General features: G+C 63.2%; 17 protein-coding genes and 1 riboswitch. Of the genes, 9 read left to right on the forward strand and 8 right to left on the reverse strand.

Going from position 1 to position 19,793, the window contains the following annotated elements:
• Positions 1 to 63 precede the first annotated feature (63 nt).
• The 3 genes from QEH68_RS04305 to QEH68_RS04315 all read right to left on the reverse strand — a co-directional run bounded on the left by QEH68_RS04305 (position 64) and on the right by QEH68_RS04315 (position 3,446).
• The gene (locus QEH68_RS04305; protein WP_280626743.1) at positions 64 to 906 is read right to left on the reverse strand and encodes a hypothetical protein; all 843 of its coding nucleotides are present in this window, start codon (positions 904 to 906) and stop codon (positions 64 to 66) included.
• Between the two features lie 5 nt (positions 907 to 911).
• A riboswitch (cyclic di-AMP (ydaO/yuaA leader) is annotated at positions 912 to 1,097 on the reverse strand.
• Between the two features lie 75 nt (positions 1,098 to 1,172).
• A complete protein-coding gene (locus QEH68_RS04310; protein WP_280626744.1) occupies positions 1,173 to 2,702 on the reverse strand; it encodes a HAMP domain-containing sensor histidine kinase in 1,530 nt (509 codons plus the stop codon).
• A 3-nt stretch (positions 2,703 to 2,705) separates the two neighbouring features.
• Positions 2,706 to 3,446, reverse strand: coding sequence for a response regulator transcription factor (locus QEH68_RS04315; RefSeq protein ID WP_207596293.1), 741 nt, complete (start codon positions 3,444 to 3,446; stop codon positions 2,706 to 2,708).
• Positions 3,447 to 4,212: 766 nt separating this feature from the next.
• On the opposite strand from QEH68_RS04315, the gene QEH68_RS04320 reads away from it, so the two are divergent.
• Together QEH68_RS04320 and QEH68_RS04325 are read left to right on the forward strand one after the other, a co-directional pair.
• Positions 4,213 to 5,079, forward strand: coding sequence for a winged helix-turn-helix domain-containing protein (locus QEH68_RS04320; protein WP_207596294.1), 867 nt, complete (start codon positions 4,213 to 4,215; stop codon positions 5,077 to 5,079).
• A gap of 228 nt (positions 5,080 to 5,307) precedes the next feature.
• The gene (locus QEH68_RS04325; RefSeq protein ID WP_207596295.1) at positions 5,308 to 5,832 is read left to right on the forward strand and encodes a histidine phosphatase family protein; all 525 of its coding nucleotides are present in this window, start codon (positions 5,308 to 5,310) and stop codon (positions 5,830 to 5,832) included.
• A 4-nt stretch (positions 5,833 to 5,836) separates the two neighbouring features.
• On the opposite strand, the gene QEH68_RS04330 is transcribed toward QEH68_RS04325, so the two are convergent.
• Both QEH68_RS04330 and QEH68_RS04335 read right to left on the reverse strand, forming a co-directional pair.
• A complete protein-coding gene (locus tag QEH68_RS04330; RefSeq protein WP_242703527.1) occupies positions 5,837 to 6,163 on the reverse strand; it encodes a hypothetical protein in 327 nt (108 codons plus the stop codon).
• Between the two features lie 133 nt (positions 6,164 to 6,296).
• Positions 6,297 to 7,208, reverse strand: a complete 912-nt coding sequence (locus QEH68_RS04335; RefSeq protein ID WP_280626748.1) for a LysR substrate-binding domain-containing protein — start codon at positions 7,206 to 7,208, stop codon at positions 6,297 to 6,299.
• A 72-nt stretch (positions 7,209 to 7,280) separates the two neighbouring features.
• Between QEH68_RS04335 and QEH68_RS04340 the strand changes: the two genes are divergently transcribed.
• Positions 7,281 to 8,195 carry an EamA family transporter gene (locus QEH68_RS04340; RefSeq protein WP_280626750.1) on the forward strand — a complete coding sequence of 305 codons (915 nt, stop codon included), beginning with the start codon at positions 7,281 to 7,283 and terminating at the stop codon, positions 8,193 to 8,195.
• Between the two features lie 41 nt (positions 8,196 to 8,236).
• Here the strand turns inward: QEH68_RS04340 and QEH68_RS04345 are convergent, their stop codons facing one another.
• On the reverse strand, positions 8,237 to 9,715 hold the full coding sequence (locus QEH68_RS04345) for a gamma-aminobutyraldehyde dehydrogenase (protein ID WP_280626752.1): 1,479 nt from the start codon (positions 9,713 to 9,715) through the stop codon (positions 8,237 to 8,239).
• A gap of 109 nt (positions 9,716 to 9,824) precedes the next feature.
• A complete protein-coding gene (locus QEH68_RS04350; protein WP_242703528.1) occupies positions 9,825 to 10,511 on the reverse strand; it encodes a TetR/AcrR family transcriptional regulator in 687 nt (228 codons plus the stop codon).
• A gap of 178 nt (positions 10,512 to 10,689) precedes the next feature.
• Between QEH68_RS04350 and QEH68_RS04355 the strand changes: the two genes are divergently transcribed.
• From QEH68_RS04355 to QEH68_RS04380, 6 genes are read left to right on the forward strand one after another with little or no spacing between them, the layout of a single operon-like run.
• Positions 10,690 to 12,402, forward strand: coding sequence for an amidohydrolase (locus QEH68_RS04355; RefSeq protein ID WP_280626756.1), 1,713 nt, complete (start codon positions 10,690 to 10,692; stop codon positions 12,400 to 12,402).
• Between the two features lie 23 nt (positions 12,403 to 12,425).
• On the forward strand, positions 12,426 to 14,084 hold the full coding sequence (locus QEH68_RS04360) for an ABC transporter substrate-binding protein (RefSeq protein WP_280626758.1): 1,659 nt from the start codon (positions 12,426 to 12,428) through the stop codon (positions 14,082 to 14,084).
• 1 nt (position 14,085) lies between these two features.
• Entirely contained in the window at positions 14,086 to 15,114 is a 1,029-nt protein-coding gene (locus QEH68_RS04365) for an ABC transporter permease (protein ID WP_280626760.1), read from the forward strand.
• Positions 15,111 to 15,968, forward strand: a complete 858-nt coding sequence (locus QEH68_RS04370; protein WP_280626762.1) for an ABC transporter permease — start codon at positions 15,111 to 15,113, stop codon at positions 15,966 to 15,968. Before QEH68_RS04365 ends, QEH68_RS04370 begins: the two co-directional genes overlap by 4 nt.
• Positions 15,965 to 17,587, forward strand: coding sequence for an ABC transporter ATP-binding protein (locus QEH68_RS04375; RefSeq protein WP_280626764.1), 1,623 nt, complete (start codon positions 15,965 to 15,967; stop codon positions 17,585 to 17,587). The genes QEH68_RS04370 and QEH68_RS04375 overlap by 4 nt, the downstream gene beginning before the upstream one ends.
• Before the next feature lie 39 nt (positions 17,588 to 17,626).
• On the forward strand, positions 17,627 to 19,045 hold the full coding sequence (locus QEH68_RS04380; protein WP_280626766.1) for an FAD-binding oxidoreductase: 1,419 nt from the start codon (positions 17,627 to 17,629) through the stop codon (positions 19,043 to 19,045).
• Between the two features lie 74 nt (positions 19,046 to 19,119).
• Here the strand turns inward: QEH68_RS04380 and QEH68_RS04385 are convergent, their stop codons facing one another.
• Positions 19,120 to 19,740, reverse strand: coding sequence for a hypothetical protein (locus tag QEH68_RS04385; protein ID WP_242703529.1), 621 nt, complete (start codon positions 19,738 to 19,740; stop codon positions 19,120 to 19,122).
• Positions 19,741 to 19,793: the final 53 nt, after the last annotated feature.

A 19,793-nucleotide genomic window follows, 5' to 3' on the forward strand; every position in this document is an offset into this window, starting at 1 on the left:
CATCCGCTCCAGTCTGTACTGGTGCGGGCGGCGGCAACCGGCGCGGTAATCAAGCAGTCTGGCTTAGTACCAGTTGTTGGCCAAGTGGAAGCCCAGGGCGGCCGACGGGGATCCGTAGCGTTCCTTGATGTAGTTCAAGCCCCACTTGATTTGGGTCTGGTAGTTGGTCTGCCAATCAGCGCCCGCGGTTGCCATCTTGCTAGCCGGCAGCGACTGGACAATGCCGTAAGCACCGCTGGAAGCGTTGGTGGCGGTCGTCCTCCAGTTGGATTCCTTCTCCCACAGGGTGTTCAGCGCAGTCATTTCGCTGGCGCTCCAGCCGTAGTTGCCAAGGATGCTGGCAGCGTAGGCTTTGGCAGCGGCGGGATCGTCCACGGCCTTGGGGGCGGCAGCAGCAGCTGCAGCTTCGGCAGCGGCGGCGGCAGCAGCGGCGTCGGCGGCCTGCTTGGCTGCAGCATCAGCGGCGGCCTTTTCAGCGGCGGCCTGGTCGGCAGCGGCCTTCTCGGCGGCGGCCTTTTCAGCGGCGGCCTGGTCCGCCGCGGCCTTCTCGGCTGCGGCCTTTTCGGCTGCGGCTTTGTCCACGGCTGCCCTGTCAGCGGCGCCCTTTGCAGCGGCTGCATCCAAGGAAGCGGAGATTTCAGCTGTCTTGTTGTTGCTGACCTGGGCATTCGCCTGGGTCTCTGCAACGCGGCTTACCTCGGGAAGGGTCAGGGCGGCGTTGGCAGCAGTACCGAGCGATGCAACGCCCAGCGCAGCAGCTACAACACCGGCAACAACCGACATGCGGTGGCCGGACTTGCCCTGGCGGGCAGCGTTCTTGAGGACAGCCTGCGACTTGGTCAACGGTGCGTTGTGCTCATCGCGGTGACGCGCGGAAGGGCGCGTCTGATCATTAAATTCAGACATGTGTGTTTACCTCTCAGCGCCTGCGGAGTTAGCTGTCGGGTTCGGATGAGGTCATCCGGCCGCGCATCACGCTGCGGCTTCACCCCAAGGGTCCGGCATAAATGCCTGGTCCCGGAGACTCTGGGTCCCCCGTCTCTGCCTCGGAGTAAGTACGGACTCCGGGAAGTGGCAGAGCTCGGCGCATCCCGGATGTGGGCCAGTTGGGGCGACCCACCCTTTCGACGGTACAGGAGGAATTCGTAGAAGTCACATTTAGGTAACAGAGATCACGACGACGGTGAGTCGCCTTGCTGGGTTCGTAACTTCTGTTCGGTGGCGACGGCAGGGAATCGAAGGGTGAATTCCGTGCGCCCTGGACGGGACGCCACGTGCACGCTGCCGCCGTGAGCTTCCACGATGGATTCAACGATCGACAGACCCAGCCCGGACGTGCCCTCGGACCCCGATCTCGCAGCGTCGGCGCGGGCAAAACGGGAGAAGATCCGGCCCTGGAAATCCTCTGGAATGCCGGGCCCGTTGTCCGTTACGGTCACCACTGGGCTGCCGTCCGCGGAGAGCATCACGCTGGTGACCACCGTGGTGCCGGCATCGGTGTGTTTACGGGCGTTGGAGAGAAGATTGGCCAGGACCTGGTGCAGTTGCGTAACGTCGCCGCGGACCGTGACGGGTTCATCCGGGAGTTGGAGTTGCCAAATCTGGTCCGGTGCCATGATTTTCTCGTCGCTGACAGTTTCAATCACCAACTGGGTGAGGTCCACGTCCGTGATCTTGAGCGCCTGGCCTTCGTCCAGCCTGGCAAGCAGCAGCAGATCCTCCACCAGGGTGGTCATCCGTTCGGACTGGCTCCGGACGCGTGCCAGCGACTTTCGGCCGTCATCGGTGAAGTTCTCGGTCATGCTCAACAGTTCGGTGTAACCGCGGATGGCCGTAAGCGGCGTTCGAAGTTCGTGCGACGCGTCCGCGACGAACTGGCGCACCTTGGTTTCGCTTTCCTGGCGGGCTTCCAAAGCACTGGAGACGTTGTTCAGCATCTGGTTGAGGGCATGGCCAACGCTGCCGACTTCGGTTCCGGGATGGGCGGCCGACGGCGGGACCCGCACCGCAAGTGCCACCTCACCGGCGTCGAGAGGGAGGCGGGAAACTTTGGTGGCTACCTCGGAGAGCTGCTCCAATGGACGCATGGTCCGCCGGATGATTACCGTTCCCGCGAGGCCGATCACAGCCAGTCCGCCGAGCGACACCAGAACCATGGTCCACACCAGCGAGGCCTCGGCGCTTTGCTTGTCCGCGAGAGGCAGTCCCGTCACGATCACGTCGCCGGCAGTTTCGACGGCCACGAGCCGGTAATCCCCATAGGAGAGCGATCGGTCCACAGGCCGGTTGTCCCGGGGCAACGACAGCAGAATCTGTTTGTCGTCCGCCGTGAGTTCGGCCCGCTTGCCGGAGGCCTCAATAACGCCTGGATTGATCACGGTTGTTCCATCGATCCGTGCGTTCAGCGTTCCAGCGGCCTGGCCGCGCGCTTCCAGCGGGTCCGGCCTTCCGGAGGGGGAGGACGGAAAGTTCGACGGCGGCCTGCCGAAGCTGGTCGCGCGGCTTGACGCCTGCTCCAACTGCCGGTCGAGCTGCTTGTTGAACACCATGTCCATGGAGGCGTAGCTGACCACTCCCACGGCAGCGCAAATGGCGACCAGCAAGGCCATGGCGACCAGGACCAGTCGGGTACGCAGGTGCCACGCGGAGGGGCTGAGCCAACTGCGGTGTGACTTTTTGGCCACTCCTGAAAGGGTGCTCAACGCCTAGTCCGCAGGCTTGATGACATAGCCGGCGCCGCGGATGGTGTGGATCATCGGAGGGTGGTTTGCTTCGATCTTCTTGCGCAGGTAGGAAATGTAGAGCTCCACGATGTTGGCTTGTCCACCGAAGTCGTAGTCCCACACACGGTCCAAGATCTGTGCTTTGCTGACCACTCGTTTAGGGTTCTCCATGAGGTAGCGCAAAAGCTCAAACTGGGTGGCGGTAAGCGGAATGTCCTCGCCGGCCCGGGTGACTTCACGGGTGTCCACGTTCAGGGTAAGGTCACCCACCACCAGTTCGGCAGTGTCCATGGCGGCCACGCCGGAACGCTGGACCAGGCGGTGCAGTCGCAGGAGGACTTCCTCCATGCTGAAGGGTTTGGTGACATAGTCGTCGCCGCCGGCAGCCAGCCCGACGATGCGGTCCTGCACGGCGTCCTTGGCTGTGAGGAAAAGCGCGGGAACTTCCGGGGCAAACGCACGGATGCGGTTGAGGACTTCCACACCGTCGAATCCGGGAAGCATGACGTCCAGTACGAGGACATCGGGCCGGAATTCTTTGGAAAGCTTCACGGCCCCAGGGCCGTCGCCGGCAACAGCAACTGACCACCCGGCCATTCGAAGCCCCATGCTCATGAGCTCAGCGAGGCTGGGCTCGTCATCCACCACCAGGGCACGGATAGGGGAGCCGTCCGGGTGGGAGAGTTGGGGAAGGTTGTTGGTCATGGAGTGCGAGGAGGCCATGGGACAACTCTCCGATCTGCTGGTTAGCCCGCGCTTTGCCGGTCCTGTGAGAACGCTGTGAAGTCAACACTAGCGACGTGGAAGTGCGGTGACACGTGTCCGGCCCCGGCCGACGCTCTCTCACGTCCCGTTGGTTTCCGGCCGACGCTCTCTCACGTCCCGTTTGTTTCCGGCCGACGCTCTCTCACGTCCCGTTTGTTTCCGGCCGACGCTCTCTCACGTCCGAGAGTGAGGCGTTTTGCGGGGACACGGGGTCGAAAATGCGGGGATTTTCGTTTCCGCGATTGGACAACAGGTGTTTCAGATCGTGAGATTCCGCGGAGGCAGGGTTCGCGTGGAGGCAGATGCGCCAAATGCCCCCTGAAGCGAAGGAAATTCGGCAGGGCACCAAAAAAGGCAGTCGCGGCAGAATTGAAAGACGTTCATTTAAGGTCAGAACTGAATTGTGATTTGCGACACAAAAGACCTCTGCGTCTCAAAATGTGGACGGTTCGGCGCTTTGTTACTTGCGTGTTGCCATTGTTACGTTGCACACTTCCAATGTGAACAAGAACTCAACAGCACCTGCAGCCGCAGCAACCTGGTCCAGCACACCCGCTGGCCATGATGACCGCTGTTGTCGAATGCAAGCCTAACTTTCCACCCCAAGAAGTTTCAGGCATTCGCCCCCTAGCCCAGCGTTGGGCGCCCCTCCCCAAACTCATTGCGGGGACAACCAGCATTCGAAGCCGCGATGACGGCTATTCACTTTTGAGGTAAGCACTCCATGTCAGTTGCATCTGGATACGTCCACATCTCCGTCCGTAACGCCAACAAGGCCGCGTCGAACGCGGGGCTCCGCCCCGGCTTTGGCAACCGCCCCGGCTACGCCCCCGCCCAGCAGGGCGCAGGCCAGCAGGCTCCCGGTTACGTTCCGCAGGGTTACAACCCCAACTCCTATGGCCAGTTGCGCGCCGTACCTACCGCCGAGCCGGCACCCATGACTGCGCCCACTCCGGTGATTGCCCAGTCCGACAGGCTCCGCCCCGTTGCCAACGACAATGTGGCCCGCGGCTTTGTGCTCTACATGGGCATTGACGAGGAAACAGCAGCGGCAGCCGGCACCTCCATTGCCAAGCTGGCCCAGGAAATCCGGGCCTATGCGCAGTCCCTCGTGACCGGCGCTGAGAGCTACGCTGCCGTCGCAGTCGCCCCAGCCGGGGCACCCGGGTCCGCACTCGACGTCGTGCGTTCCACGTTCGGGGACCCCACCGTCGCCGCACGCCAGCGCACCGAAGCTGCCCGTCCGACGCCCCAGCAGGAATCGCGCCCCTCCGGCGTGCTGATCGACCTCGCCCGCCGCGAAGTGCACCTCGACGGCGAGTCACTGAACCTGACATTCAAGGAATTCGAGCTCCTCAACTACCTCGTCGAGAACGGCACTCGCACCGTGGGTCGCGACGAACTCCTTGAGGGTCTGTGGCGCAACGCCGAAGAGGTGCCCAACGAGCGCACCATCGACGTCCACATCCGCCGCCTCCGCTCCAAGCTCGGCCGCCTCGCCAACACCGTCCGCACGGTCCGCGGCCAGGGCTACCGCTTCTACGAGCACCCCGAAGTTATTGTCTGGGCCGCTCCGGAATACTCGATCTAAGTAGCACCGCAGCCGAAAGGCGGCAACATCCCTCTGCGCCGGCGCTCGTTCCTCCCCACGGCCGCCCTCACCTCGCAAGCCCACGGACCGGCGTGCGTGGGGTCCTGACCCACTTTGATCTGCCAACAGCCCTTGAGCAACCGCACCAGGTTGACCACGGGCTGTTGATCTCCCAAAGAAGGTCAGGAAGGCCCGGGGGAGGGAGTCTGCAGCGGATAGGGTTGGTTCATGAGCGACCACCACATCAAGCGCCTCGTGATCATGCGGCATGCCAAGGCTGATTGGCCCATGGGTGTGCCTGATCATGAGCGTCCCCTCGAAGAGCGTGGGCATCGGGAAGCGCCGCTCGCGGGCAAATGGTTGCTCAAGCAGGGCGTGGTGCCGGATTTCATCCTGTGCTCGTCCGCGCTGAGGACCCGCCAGACCTGCACCTGGGTCTGCGATGAGCTGGGTGACAAAGCGCCGACCCCTAAACTCGAGGACGGCCTGTACGCCGCCTCCGCGAACCGCATGTTGACGGTCATCAATCATGTTCCTGACACGGTGACCACGCTGATGGTCATCTCACACATGCCCGGCGTCCAGGATCTGGCCATGCACTTGGCTTCGCGTGATTCGGACCACGACGCGTACATGGATGCCGCTACCCGATACCCAACGAGTGCGTTGACGGTACTGGAGACGGAGAAGTCCTGGGCTGAGCTGGACGGGCAGGACGCGCGGCTGACGCACTTCAGCGTGCCCCGCGCATAATCTGCTATTGCGAGTTACTTGGGTCTCCGTGGGCTAACTGCGGCATGCACATGCAACGAATCTCGAAAACGGGCAGGCCCGCCGCTTCGTCTCCGTGCCCTGTTGCGATCAGATACTCGCCGTCGAACATGTATACCGGCAATTGCGGTGCCATGTATTCGTTGTAACGGCTGGGGTACACCCATTGCCCGCGGATATCGAACGCCGGCAGTGCGTAGGGATCGCGCCGGTTGTGGGCACTCGGATACAGTCCGTCGTCGATCATGATGTAACTCACCAGGCCATAGGTGTGATGGTGGTTCATGTCCGTTGGAAAGAGGATTGCTTCCACAGTTGGGCCCCTTCAAAAAGTTTTGACGATCGCGCTCCGGACGGCACGGAAGGCTAGGTAAGGTTAGCCTAAGCTAACAGAGAGCCAAGCGTCGAATGTTCCCCTGTGTGACGTTGATCGCACCCGCTTAGCCTTAGGGCAGGGGCAACCCACCCGAAACCTCGCGCAGTATGTGAACGGCCTGGCGAATGGTGGGGCTGGCGGTCATCGTTTTCCTGTACACAACCCCAACTGAACGTTGCTGGACGGGATTCATGACGGGGATGGCAACGACTCCCAGTGGGAGTAGTGGCCTTCCCAGGCGTGGTACCAGCGCCACGGCTACCCCTTGCTCCACCATGGCGATGTGCGTGGAAAAGTCCGGATCGTAAACGCGGATGTCGGGAACCCGCCCCAGCCCGGCGAAGATCTGCAGCAGGGCCTCGTTGCAGATAGCCCCCGCCGGGGTGCTGATCCAGGTCTCGTTCAGCAAGTCTTCACGCTCGACGGCGGTGCGGGACGCGAGAGGGTGGGTGCTGTTAACAAGGACATCGGCTTGGTCAACGCAGAGATCCTCGTGGACCAGGTTCTCCGGGATCACCAGGGGTACGGAGTTCCAGTTGTGGACCACTGCCAGTTCCGCCTCGCCGGATGCCACCCGCTGCACGGCTTCGCGCGGGTCTTCAGCCAGCACCGTGATCTTCACGGCGGGGTGGGTGGCCGCCATGCGCCCGAGCATGGGTCCCACCAACCCCCGGCATGCGGTGGAGAAGGCCACCAATCTCAGCAGGCCCGACGGCTTGGCGGGATCAGCGAGCAGCGTTGCCTGAAGCTCCTCGAGTTCACCCATGATCCGGCGGCCATAGCCGGCCAATGCCAGCCCACGCTCGGTGAGGAGCACGCCGCGGCCATTGCGCTCCAGGACCACAACACCGGTCTGTTTTTCCAGTTTTTTGATCTGCTGTGACACCGCGGAGGGGCTGAACCCCATGACGTCGGATGCTGCCACTACCGAGCCATGCTGTTCCACGGCTACAAGCGCCCTCAGGGCTGAGATATCGATCATGAAGCAAATCTACGCGGTTAGATACAGAATTCAACGCTGGTGCTTCACGCTAAAGCGAGGCAGAGTGTACTTGTGAACCTTCGCCACGCTGCCCTTGCCGTCTTGGTCGCCGTCTTATGGGGTATCAACTTCGTCGCCATTGACCTCGGCCTGCACACGAACGGCAGGGAAGTCCCTCCGCTGCTCTTCGTGGCAATGCGCTTCCTTCTCGTCGTTTTTCCGTTCATCCTGTTCATCCGAAAGCCGGACGTGGGCTGGAAGGCGATAGTCGGCGTCGGACTCTTCATGAGTGCCGGTCAATTCGGCCTCTTGTACCTGGGCATGGCACTCGGGATGCCGGCGGGCTTGGCCTCGCTGGTCCTCCAAGCGCAGGTCCTGTTGACCATCCTGCTGGCATCGAAGTTCCTGGGGGAGAAGCCCAGCCGGCGTCAGATGGCCGGAGTGGTGCTGGGCATCGCAGGCCTGGGCGTGGTGGCACTGGGGCGCAGCGCTGTGGCGCCGGTCCTTCCCCTCATGATCGTTTTGGCCGCGGCGTTGTCCTGGGCTGTTGGCAACGTGGTGGCCCGGCACTCCAAAGCCGCTTCCGGGTTGGGACTGGTGGTGTGGTCCGGCGCAGTGGTCCCTGTTCCGTTGGCGGGGTTGTCGTTGGTAGTCGACGGGCCTGGCACCGTGTGGGCAACGCTCACGGACCTGCAACCGGCGACCATCCTCAGTGCGATTTACACGGCGGTGTTTGCTTCCCTGATCGGGTATGGCATCTGGAACCGGTTGTTGTCGCTGTACCCGAGTTCCGACGTCGTGCCCTTTACGCTGTTGGTCCCGGTGGTGGGGATGACGGCGGCGTGGCTGGTCTTGAATGAAATTCCCACCCTTACCGAAATCATGGGTGGGCTGATCCTGCTGCTGGGCGTGGCCACGGCAGTGCTCGGGAATGGACGAAAAATCCGGCCCGAAGTGACCATTGCGGGGCCCGCTCTGCGGCTATAAATCCCGCGGAGTCATGCAGAGCGTGCCTCGCAACGGCGGAATCAGCGCAGCGTGAAGATCGTCCGGTGCCAGTCCTTCTTGATGACGCCGTCCAGCTCCACCATCACGTGCTTCACCTGGGTGTATTCCTCGAAGGAGTACGCAGACATGTCCTTTCCGAATCCGGACTGCTTGAAACCGCCATGGGGCATCTCGGAAATGATCGGGATGTGGTCGTTGACCCAGACGCAGCCTGCCTTGATCTCGCGGGTGGCGCGCATGGCTCGTTGGAGGTTGTTGGTCCAGGCTGACGCTGCGAGTCCGTAGACGGTGTCGTTGGCGAGATGGATCGCTTCGTCATCGGTGTCGAAGGGAAGAACCACCAGGACCGGGCCGAAGACCTCGTCCTTGACAATCTCCGAGTCAGGCGCCGCATCCACCACCAACGTGGGGCGGTAAAAGGCGCCGTCGGCAAGGCCCTTGCCCGTGGGAGCGTAGCCCCCGGCCACCACTTTGCTGTAGCCCCGGGCCCGCTCCACCATCCCCGCCACGTGGTCCCGTTGCTTGAAGGAGACCAGCGGGCCAAGGTCCGCGTCGGGATCCCCGGGTGCACCAAGAACGATCCCCTCGAAGTGCTCGGCGACCTTTGCCACGAACTCGTCATAAACACTGCGGTGCACAATGGCGCGGGTTGCTGCGGTGCAGTCCTGACCCGTGTTGATGAGGGAGCCGGCCACGGCGCCATGCACTGCGGCGTCCAAGGTGGCGTCGTCGAACACCACAAAAGGTGCTTTTCCGCCCAGTTCAAGGTGCACGCGCTTGGCGTTGACGGCAGCAGCTTCCAAGACCGTGCGGCCAATGGCGGTGGAGCCTGTAAAGGACACCATGTCCACGTCCGGGTGCTGCATGAGGGCGGCCCCTACAGAGGCTCCGTCACCCACCACCACGTTCACCACGCCGTCGGGCAGTCCGGCATCCGTGAGCGCCTGCGCGAACATGAGGGATGTCAGTGGTGTGATCTCGGCAGGCTTGAGGAGAATGGTGTTGCCGGCGGCGATCGCGGGCAGTATCTTCCACGCCGCCATCTGCAGAGGGTAGTTCCACGGCGCAATGGACCCCACCACGCCAATCGCCTCGCGGCGGATGGAGGAGGTGTGCTGGGGCGAGTACTCAGCTGTGGCTTTGCCTTCGAGATGGCGTGAGGCTCCTGCGAAGAAGTCGATGTTGTCGACGGTGCCGGGGACGTCGAATTCGCGGGTCAACCGCAACGGTTTGCCCGTCTGTGAACTTTCCACCCGGGAGAACTCCGCGGCCCGTTCCTCCATAATCCGGGCGAACTTTTGCAAAATCCCGGCTCGTTCTCCTGCGGTAGTCCGGGACCACGCCGGGAAGGCTGAACGGGCTGCAGCCACCGCGGCCTCGAGGTCCGCCACCGAGGCGAGGCTGACGGTTTCCACCACCTCCGAAGTCGCCGGGTTGATGACGTCCAGGGTGTTTCCCGAGGTGCCGGACAGGAGTTTTCCGTTAATGAACTGATGCATGGGGTGCCGTGCTTTCCCTGCCGGGCGTCGGTGTCCGGGCAGTGATGAAGGAACGACGCCGGGTGGCGGCGTGCGTGCGGTGAAGGTGGGTTGGGTGCGTGGCAGGCTGTCAGGCCTGCGGCGCCTGCGCGCTTTCGCGTTCGGCGCTGTCCAGGATGGCTGCGAGACCGGCTTGGAAAGCTTTCAGTGAGTCGAGGGTTTGCAGTGCAGCGTGGTGCTTTTCAAGGAGCGGGTGCCCGGTGATTCGGGTGAAGACCCTGGGGTTGAGCCAGGGATCGTGGCCCTCGGAGTCCGGGAGCCGTTGGATTTCCACCGCAATGCCGGCGCCGAGGGCAAGGGTGTAGCTTTCCAAGGCGGCGTAGTAGTGCACCACGCGGTCCTCTTCGAGCCCGGCGTCGGTGAGGCATTGGAGGACGAACTCGATTGCCGTCAATTCACCGGGGCCGTAAGTGTCCGTGGCGAAGGACTCGCTGCCCAGGGAGGGGTGCTGCATGAAGACCCGGAGGAGTTCATCGAGGTACGTCTCCAGCCGGGTGCGCCAGTCCTGGTCGCGTGCCGAGGCCAGCGTTCGATCCACGGACATCATGAACAACTTGTCCAGCGCTGCCCTGACGATTGCGTCCCGGTTCCGGAAGTGGCGGTAGACGGCGGTGGCGTCTACTTCAAGTTCCTGCCCCAGTCGTCGGACGGTCAGCCGCTCACTGGGTTCCTGGCTGGAAATCCGGAGGACGGCGTCAATGATGGTAGCTGGGTCCAAGCGCGTGCGGCGGTCCGTTGACTGTGCTGGCTGCACCATCTGTTGTCCGCCTTCCATGCGATCCCCGGTTGATTATCAACCTACATGATCCATGGCCACCTCCTTTCGAGGACAAGTCAAAGTCTTTGTCAGCACTGATGTCAACACTGTTGACATTAATGTGACCCGGCTCATAGTCTGTCTCGCAGAGTTGAATTTCCCACGAAAGGACTCGATCGTGCACGCAGAGATTTTGTTGGAGAACGGATGGGTTTACACCGGCAATGACGCCGGACCCGTCCAAGCCAGCGTGGCAATAGGCGAGGGCAGGGTGATCGCCGTCGGCGGTGCTGAAGACCTCGAGGCAACGGCGACGCCGGTCACCCGCCGTGTGGACCTGGAAGGGCAACTGGTGGTTCCCGGATTCCAGGACGCCCACATCCACCCCATCTTCGCAGGGATAGAGCTGCTCCAGTGCGACCTGACGGAGGTGGCCAGCGCAGAAGAAGCTGTAGAAACAGTGGCCCGCTACGCCGCGGACAACCCGGACCAACCGTGGATCGTGGGCGCAGGATGGTCCATGGACCTGTTCCACGGGGGCACCCCTGGCCGGGAGTTGCTTGATGCCGTGGTCCCGGACCGGCCCGTGTACCTCGTCAACAGGGACCACCACGGAGCTTGGGCCAACACTGCGGCGTTCAAAGCCGCCGGGATCACCAAGGACACACCTGATCCGGACGGTGGTCGGCTGGAACGCGAAGAGGACGGCACACCGGCAGGCACCGTCCACGAAGGTGCCATGGACCTCTTCAACGCGGTAAAGCCGGCAGTGCCTTACGAGTTGGCGTACCAAGGGTTGCTCGCATCCCAGAAATTGCTGCTCGCCCAAGGCATCACTGCCTGGCAGGACGCCTGGGTCCCCATCCCGGAGGGCGGACATGCCGATCACCTGGAGGTCTACCAGGACGCAGCGAAGGCAGGGGACCTCAAAGTCAGGGTCACGGCATGCCAGTGGTGGGACAGGACCGCCGGTATGTCCCAGCTGGAAGCAATCGTGGAACGCCGGAACACGGTGGCCGCAGCATTCGACCCCCTGCAGCTCAACGCCAACACGGTCAAAGTCATGGTGGACGGCGTGGCCGAGAACTACACGGCCGCCATGCACCACGTCTACCTGGACCACCACGGCCACCACACGGACAACCGCGGGATCGAGTTCTTCGAGCCAGAGCAGTTGAAGGAGTTTGTCACCGCCATAGATGCCGAGGGTATGCAGGTTCACTTCCATGCCCTTGGCGACCGCGCTGTCACGGATGCCCTGGACGCGCTGGAGGCAGCCCGGAACAGCAACGGCGCCAACGATCACCGGCACCACCTCGCCCACTTGCAGGTGGTCCGCGGCCAGGACATTCCCCGTTTCCCTGAGCTCAATGCGGCCGCCAACGTACAGGCACTGTGGGCCTGCCACGAGGAACAGATGGACACCCTGACGCTCCCGTTCCTTGAACCGGGCGCCGAGGACAGACACTATCCCTTCGGTGAGCTGGCTTCTGCGGGTGCCCGATTGGTGGCGGGCAGCGATTGGCCGGTCTCCACTGCCGACCCCATTGCGGCCATCCATGTGGCAGTGAACCGCACAGCCCCGGGAGAAAACCTCCCCCCGCTCGGCCCGGCATCACAAAAGCTCAGCCTCAAACAGATCGTGGACGCCTACACCCACGGCACTGCTTGGATCAACCACCTGGACGCCGCAACGGGGACTGTGGAACCGGGGAAACTCGCCGACCTCGCGGTCCTGGATGTCAATCTTTTCGAGCTTCCTGTGGAGGAACTGCACCGGGGAGTGGTGACGCAGACGTGGATTGGGGGCGAGTGCGTCTATGACCGGGCGGCAGCCCAAAGCCCGGTCGCGGAAACAGCCCGCGGCCAGCAGCCGGCGGTGATGCAGTGAGGCCGCCAACAGCGGGTGGCACCATGCGCCGCAAACAGCGGACGACGCCGTCGCGCATCACCGCGGTGATGGTGGCCGGCGTCGTGCTCGGCCTGTTCCTGGGCGGCTGCGGCGCGCAGCCCGCCAGCGTGACCGGCTCCGCGGGCGGTGCCAAGTACACCCTGGCCGACTCCACAGAAGCGCCCACCAAGGAGATCGACAACTTCAGCTGGGCCATGTACGCGGAGCCGTTCTCCCTGGACTACGCCTACGCCTTCGACTACCCGGACAATACCGTCCTTTCCAACGTGTGCGAATCGCTCTTCCGATGGAACGCTGACCTCTCGACCTCGCCCGGCCTGGCCACGGGAGTGGAGAATCCTGATCCCCTGACGTGGATTTACACCATCCGCCAAGGGGTGAAGTTCCACGACGGCACCGAGATGACGGCGGATGACGTCGTCGCTTCCCTGAGCCGCCACCTCGACCCGGAGGTGGGCTCGTTCTGGGCGTCGTCCTACCAAAACGTGGAGTCCATCGAGAAGACCGGCGACTACGAAGTCACGGTCACCACCACGCGTCCGGACTACGTGTTCAACTCTTCCCTGGTGGGCGCCCCGGGTGTGGTGGAGTCCGCAGCAACCCTTGAGGAAGCAGGCAAGGACTACGGCAACTCAAAAGCGGGAGTGAACTGCACGGGGCCGTTCCAGTTCGATCAGTGGGAAGCGGGGGAGAGTATCACCCTCAAACGCTTCGACGACTACTGGGATCCGGACCTGAAAGCCAAATCGAAGCAGGTCACGTTCACCATGCTCCCGGACGCCACCTCCCGCATCAACGCCTTCCAAACGGGCGAAATCGACGGCGGCTTCGCGATCCCGTCCAATGCGATCGACATCCTCAAAGCCAACAAGGACGCCGGGTCCCTGTACTTCGGCAATGACACCTCCGTACAGAGCATGGTCTTCACCAACCTGGCCGGGACCTTCCAGGACGTCCGGGTGCGCAAGGCACTCATGATGGCCATCAACCGGGACGCACTGATCAAGGCCGCGGAGCAGGGCTACGCCAAGAACACGGATGCACTGACCACCAGGAGCGTGTGGAAGGACGTCCCGGCTGCCACAGCTGATGAGGCCTTTGATGGGCTCCTCTCCACGCCCTATGACCTGGAAGAGGCAAAGAAGCTGGTGAAGGAAGCCGGGGCCGAAGGCAGCAAGTTCGTCTTTGCCACCGCCTCCCTGAATGCCGCGTTCGACATCACGGCACGGGCCATCGCGTCCGCAGCCAAGGAGATCGGCTTGGAACCGGAAATCCAGACCATGTCCAACGACAAATACACCACCTTGTTCTCGGACCCGGAGGCCCGCAAGAATGTGGACCTGCTGGTGACGTCTTGGTACCTCTCCAGCACCGAGCCCTTGGAAATGTACAGCGTGCTGCGGACCGGCGACTTCAGCAATTACGGCGGCTGGAGCAACGCGGAATTCGATGACCTGGTGAACTCCGCCTACAGCGTGCAGGACCCGGAGGCCCGCGGCAAACTCACCGGCCAGGCCGCAAAGCTGGCCAGCGAGGAAGTGGTCTGGGGACCGCTCTACGAAACCGTCACCTCCATGTGGCTCGGCAAACGCATCACCGGTGCGGACCCGTCCATCAACTACATGTACTACCCGTGGGCAGCCCAGATAGGAGGTCGCTGATATGACCGCTACAGAACAAGTCCAGGCTGCCAACACGCCGGGCGCTCCCAGCCACAAGCGGGACAAACGCAGGGCGATCCGCCCGGCGGTCTACATCGTGAAGAAGCTGCTTGCCCTGGTGCTGACGTTGTTCGTTGCCTCCGTGGCCGTGTTCTTCTCCCGTTTCCTGGTCCCCGGAGACCCTGCCCGCTTCCTGCTCCGGGGACGCAGCCCCAAACCCGAGGCACTGGAAGAGATCACCCGGCAGTTCGGCTTGGATAAGCCGGCCTGGGAACAGTACCTGAACTGGCTCGGCGGCATCCTGCACGGGGACTGGGGCCGCTCACTGACCTACCGCCAGGACGTCTCCGACGTCTTGCTCGGCCGGCTGCCCACCACCCTGCAACTCGTCGCCTTGGCCGCGGTGTTCATTACTGTCCTCGGCTTGTTTGCCGGGATCGTCGCCAGCCTTAACAAGGGTTTCAGCGACCGCTTCATCCTCATCACGCTCACTGCGGCCGGGGCTGTTCCTCCGTTCGTTGCGGCCATTGCCCTGGTAGCGCTCTTCTCCGTGGGGCTGGGCTGGTTCCCCTCCTTTGGAAGCGGCGACGGCGGATGGGACCGGATCTGGCATCTCACCCTCCCGGCGCTCGCGTTGGGCATCACCTACATCGCCATGGTTGCCAGGGTGACGCGGTCCTCCATGAACGAGCAATTGCTCCGCGAACACGTGGAGGTGGCCACCAGCCGTGGACTCACCCGTGGGTCCGTGGTGGCACGCCATGTGCTGCGCAACGCCTTGGGGCCCATCCTGACCGTGAGCGGCGTGCTCGTGGCCGGACTCCTGGTCTCCAGCGCCATCATCGAGCGGACCTTCGGCCTCTCCGGCATCGGGCAACTCCTGGTGCAGTCCATCGACAGGCTCGACTTCGGTGTTGTCCAAGCGATCGTCATGGTGGTGGTTGCAGCGTTCGTCCTGGTCAACACCGTGGTGGATCTCGTCCAACCCCTCATTGATCCGCGGATCGCGGCCGGAACGGAGTCCCGATGACGTTAGCCATCCAGCTGCCACAGGCGGGGCTTCGCCGTTACGGCAGCCTCTTGTCACCCATGGCGTGGGGCGCGCTTGCCGTTGCCGCCGCCGTCGTACTTCTTTCCCTGTTCGCCCCGGTCCTGGCGCCGTACGACCCGGACTATGTAGACCTCAACAACGTTTTGGCCGGTCCCAGCGGGCAGCATCTGCTGGGTACGGATGCCTTGGGCCGCGATCTCCTCAGCCGGCTCATGCATGGTGGTCGGACGTCGCTGCTGGGGCCCACCATCGTGGTGATCGGATCCACTGTCCTCGGATTGCTGCTTGGCTTGGTGGCTGGCTGGTCGGAGGGCTGGCTGGGCAAGGTTTTGGGCCGCCTTTTCGATCTCCTCTTTGCTTTTCCCGCGCTGCTCATGGCCATGCTTGCCATCGCCCTGTTCGGTAAGGGGCTCTTGGCGCCCATCCTGGCCATGACCATTGCGTACGTTCCGTACGTGGCCCGGCTCGCGCAGTCATTGGTGGTGGCCGAACGCAGCAGGCCGTACGTCCAGGCGTACAGGGTGCTCGGTTTCCGGACACCCTGGGTGGTGCTGGGACGGGTTCTCCCCAACCTCATTCCCACTGTTGGCGCTCAATCGACCCTGAATTTCGGCTATGTGCTGGCAGACCTCGCGGCGCTCTCCTTTATTGGGCTTGGGGTCCAACCGCCCACCAGCGACTGGGGCGCCATGATCGAGGAATCCCGCGGCGCCCTGCTGGGCGGCTATCTCCTGCCTGCCTTCTGGCCCGCTGTGGTGGTGGTCCTGGTGGTGGTGGCCGTCAACGTCATCGGCGAGGAAATCTCAGACCGCATCGGAGGAAAACTTTCATGAGCCAGCTCTTGCAGATTGAAAACTTTACGCTTGGGTTTCCGGGCAGGCCGCCGCTGCTGGACAGCGTTTCCCTGCACGTGAACGACGGCGAAGCGGTCGCCTTGGTGGGGGAGTCCGGCTCAGGCAAGTCCCTGACCACCCGTGCCGCGCTGGGGTTGTTTCCCGGTGGTGCACAGTCCTCCGGCGTCGTGTCCGTGAAGGGCCTCGACACCCTGACGGCCAGCAAGCAGCGGCTCATGGAGCTGCGCCGCGGACATGCGTCGATGATCTTCCAGGACCCCCGGGCAGGCATCAACCCGGTCCGGACCGTGGGGGACTTCCTCACTGAAACACTCGTGCGGTTTGACGGCCTGAGCCGCGCCGAGGCCATAGAACGCGCAGTGAAACAACTGGAGCAAGTGGGGCTTCGGCGGGCCAAGGAACTCATGGACCAGCACCCGCACCAACTTTCCGGCGGCATGCTCCAGCGCGTCATGATTGCTGCGGCCCTCCTGAACTCGCCGGACCTGTTGCTGTGCGACGAGCCCACCACCGCCCTGGATGTCACCACCCAGGCCGGGATTGTGCGGCTCCTGCGCGAAGAACAACAGTCCCGCGGGATGGGCATGCTGTTCATCACGCATGATCTCAACCTGGCTGCGGGCCTGTGTGAGCGCGTCTATGTTCTCCGTCGCGGGGAAGTGGTGGAACACGGACCAACCCAGGCTGTTTTCCTGACGCCCCAGCAGGACTACACACGGCAGTTGGTGGAGGCGACTCCTGTCATAGAGGTGGGGTCTGGCTCCGCCTTGGCTGCGCCTCCCGGGCATGAGCCGGCAGGGTCTCCTTTGCTGGAGGTCACCGGGTTGTCCAAGAGCTACCACCTGCCCGGCGGAGAAGTCATCAGCGCCTTGGAAAACGCCCATTTCAGCTTGCCTGAGGGCGGGTCCTTGGGCATCGTGGGCGAGTCCGGTTCCGGGAAGTCCACGCTCGCCAGGCTGGTGCTGGGGCTTGAAACCGCCACAGCAGGCGAACTCACCCTTCGCGGAGTCATCAGGCCACACCGGCCCCTGAAGGCATCCGAAAGGAAAGTGTTGGCCAAGGAAGTACAGATTGTTTTCCAGGATCCGTACCTGTCCTTGGATCCCCGGATCGCTGTTGGCAATGCTGTTGCCGATGTTTTCCGGCTGCACCAAAAGCAGGGACGCAAGGAAGCCAAGGACAGTGCACGCGACCTCCTGGCAAGGGTGGGGATCGGGTCCGAACGGTTCGACGCCAAGCCCCGGGCCCTCTCTGGCGGACAGCGTCAACGTGTCGCCTTGGCCAAGGCCCTTGCCGCACGACCCCGCCTGTTGGTACTGGACGAGGCCACCAGTGCGTTGGACGTCTCCGTCCAGGCCCAGGTGCTCGAACTCGTGGAGGAACTGCGTGACCAGCTTGGACTGACCATCCTGTTCGTCACCCACGACCTGGCCGTGGTGTCACGCCTCTGTTCTGAGCTCATCGTGATGCATCAGGGACGGATCGTGGAGCAGGGGCTCACGGCACGAATCCTTGAGGACCCTGGAGATGAGTACACGCGGAACCTCATCGCCTCCCGTCCCCGGCCCTTGTGGGACGTCCAACCGGTCATTGCCTGACCGGATAAGAACATCACCATTGAAACAGGAGAACCTCCCGTGAAGACCACCGTTTTCGAACGGAATGTCCCGCAGACCGCCGTCGTATCCCACGCGCTGGAAGGTGCCGCCCATCGGCCCTTCTGGATCGACGACCTGAAGGACTCAGCTACTCATTACCCACAGCTCGACGGCGATGCTGCCGCCGACCTCGTGATCATCGGCGGCGGATACACCGGCCTGTGGACAGCACTTCGCGCCAAGGAACGTGACCCTGGCCGGACGGTGATCCTGCTGGAAGCAGAACACGTTGCCTGGGCGGCGTCCGGCCGTAATGGCGGCTTCTGCGAGGCGAGCCTCACCCACGGCCACGAGAACGGCAAGAACCGTTGGCCCGGCGAGTTGGAGATCCTGGACCGTCTGGGCATGGAGAACCTGGACCGCATGCAGGAAGCCGTGGAGAAATACGGCATGGACTGCGACTGGGAGCGGACCGGTGAGCTCAACGTTGCCGTCGAACCCCATCAGGTGGCGTGGCTCCAGGGGGACGACAGCCCCGGCAGTGTCTTCCTGGACCAGGAGGCCATCCGGGCAGAGGTCAATTCCCCTACGTACTTGGCGGGACGTTGGCACAAGGACTCCGTGGCGATGGTCCACCCGTACAAACTCGGCCTTGAACTGGCGAGGGTGGCAGCGGAGTTGGGCGTGGTGATCCACGAAGGAACGCGTGTGCGTGAACTCAAGGACCATGATTCCGGCGTCACCGTGGTCACGGAAAGAGGCAACGTAGAGGCCGGGTACGTGGTCCTTGGCACCAACGTGTTTCCGTCCCTGCTCAAGCGGAACCAGCTCATGACTGTTCCGGTGTACGACTATGCGCTCATGACCGAACCCCTGACGGCAGAACAGCTGGAGTCCATCGGGTGGAGCAAACGCCAGGGAATTGGCGATGTTGCCAACCAGTTCCACTACTACCGCATCACCAAGGACCACAGGATTCTTTTTGGAGGGTACGATGCTCTCTACTTCTGGGGCCGTCGCGTGGACCAGCGGCACGAATACCAGCCGGAGACCTGGGAGAGGATCGCCTCCCACTTCTTCACGACGTTCCCGCAGTTGGAGGGACTGAAGTTCACGCACAAGTGGGCCGGTCCCATCGACTCGAGCACGCAGTTCTGCGCGTTCTTCGGTACAGCGCGGAAAGGGCGCGTTGCGTACGCGGCTGGTTTCACGGGGCTGGGAGTGGGGGCCACAGCCTTCGCGGCGGACGTCCTCCTGGACCTGCTGGCCGGCCTCGACACCGAGCGCACCCGGGTGGAGATGGTTAGGAAACGGCCGCTTCCCTTCCCTCCCGAGCCGCTGGCCTCCCTGGGCATCAACCTGACCCGCTGGTCCATGGACAGGGCCGACCACAACCAAGGGAAAAGGAACCTCATTCTCAAAGCGCTCGACGCCGTCGGGCTGGGTTTCGACTCCTGACCCTCCCAACTAAGTAACAGCACATGTCGTAATGAGTGCCCATTGCCACATGTGCTGTTACCTACTTGGGGACGTTAGCGCTTGGGGGCCGGCTTGCGTTGGGCGGACGCGCTCGACGCCGGTCGCTTGGCAGGCGTCGTTGGCGTCCGGGGTGCGGGACGCTTCACGGCCGGGGTTTTCGTGGCGCCGGAAGTACGCGGTGCTGATTGAACCGGTCGCTTGGCCGGTGTCCCTGCGCGCGTCGCGGGTTTGCGCGGCGCGGGGGTGCGCTTTGCCGCCGTCGAAGGTCTTTCGGCAGAGGCAGCGGCACGCGAACCAAACGACGGCACCACCGCGCCGAGGAACAGCACAGCCAGTGTCCCGACCCCGGCCGCGGCAGCCAGGTAGAAGTAGATGTCGGAGTCCTGGGTGCTCCCGGCACTGCCCAAGGCGTTGGCATCCTGGTTGAAGGCGATACCCCACATCCTCAGGAACGCGATGCCGCAACCAATGAACAGGCTGGTGCCCGCCGCGCCAAGGAGGACCACGAAGTAGCGGCGGCGGTTGAAAACCTGGACGAGGGACGCCAAATAGCAGACCAGCACGGCGCCCAGGAACAGGTACAGCACCAGCTCTTCCAAGACCACCGCGGCCAGTACCAACAGCCCGAGCGACACAAAGGCTGCCACTACCGCAAGCTTTCCACTGTTCCCCATGTGACGCATGAGGTTAATCATCGCCGACCAAGTGGCCACGCCACGCCGTCGTA

The sequence above is a fragment of the Paenarthrobacter sp. OM7 genome, from assembly GCF_029873575.1.
GTDB lineage: Bacteria > Actinomycetota > Actinomycetes > Actinomycetales > Micrococcaceae > Arthrobacter.

Excerpts from the sequence above, each read along its gene's own strand:
- QEH68_RS04305 (WP_280626743.1), bottom strand. The coding sequence starts at position 906 with ATGTCTGAATTTAATGATCAGACGCGCCCTTCCGCGCGTCACCGCGAT.
- QEH68_RS04315 (WP_207596293.1), bottom strand. The coding sequence starts at position 3,446 with ATGGCCTCCTCGCACTCCATGACCAACAACCTTCCCCAACTCTCCCAC.
- QEH68_RS04320 (WP_207596294.1), top strand. The coding sequence starts at position 4,213 with ATGTCAGTTGCATCTGGATACGTCCACATCTCCGTCCGTAACGCCAAC.
- QEH68_RS04325 (WP_207596295.1), top strand. The coding sequence starts at position 5,308 with ATGAGCGACCACCACATCAAGCGCCTCGTGATCATGCGGCATGCCAAG.
- QEH68_RS04335 (WP_280626748.1), bottom strand. The coding sequence starts at position 7,208 with ATGATCGATATCTCAGCCCTGAGGGCGCTTGTAGCCGTGGAACAGCAT.
- QEH68_RS04345 (WP_280626752.1), bottom strand. The coding sequence starts at position 9,715 with ATGCATCAGTTCATTAACGGAAAACTCCTGTCCGGCACCTCGGGAAAC.
- QEH68_RS04350 (WP_242703528.1), bottom strand. The coding sequence starts at position 10,511 with ATGGTGCAGCCAGCACAGTCAACGGACCGCCGCACGCGCTTGGACCCA.
- QEH68_RS04360 (WP_280626758.1), top strand. The coding sequence starts at position 12,426 with ATGCGCCGCAAACAGCGGACGACGCCGTCGCGCATCACCGCGGTGATG.
- QEH68_RS04365 (WP_280626760.1), top strand. The coding sequence starts at position 14,086 with ATGACCGCTACAGAACAAGTCCAGGCTGCCAACACGCCGGGCGCTCCC.
- QEH68_RS04370 (WP_280626762.1), top strand. The coding sequence starts at position 15,111 with ATGACGTTAGCCATCCAGCTGCCACAGGCGGGGCTTCGCCGTTACGGC.
- QEH68_RS04375 (WP_280626764.1), top strand. The coding sequence starts at position 15,965 with ATGAGCCAGCTCTTGCAGATTGAAAACTTTACGCTTGGGTTTCCGGGC.
- QEH68_RS04385 (WP_242703529.1), bottom strand. The coding sequence starts at position 19,740 with ATGGGGAACAGTGGAAAGCTTGCGGTAGTGGCAGCCTTTGTGTCGCTC.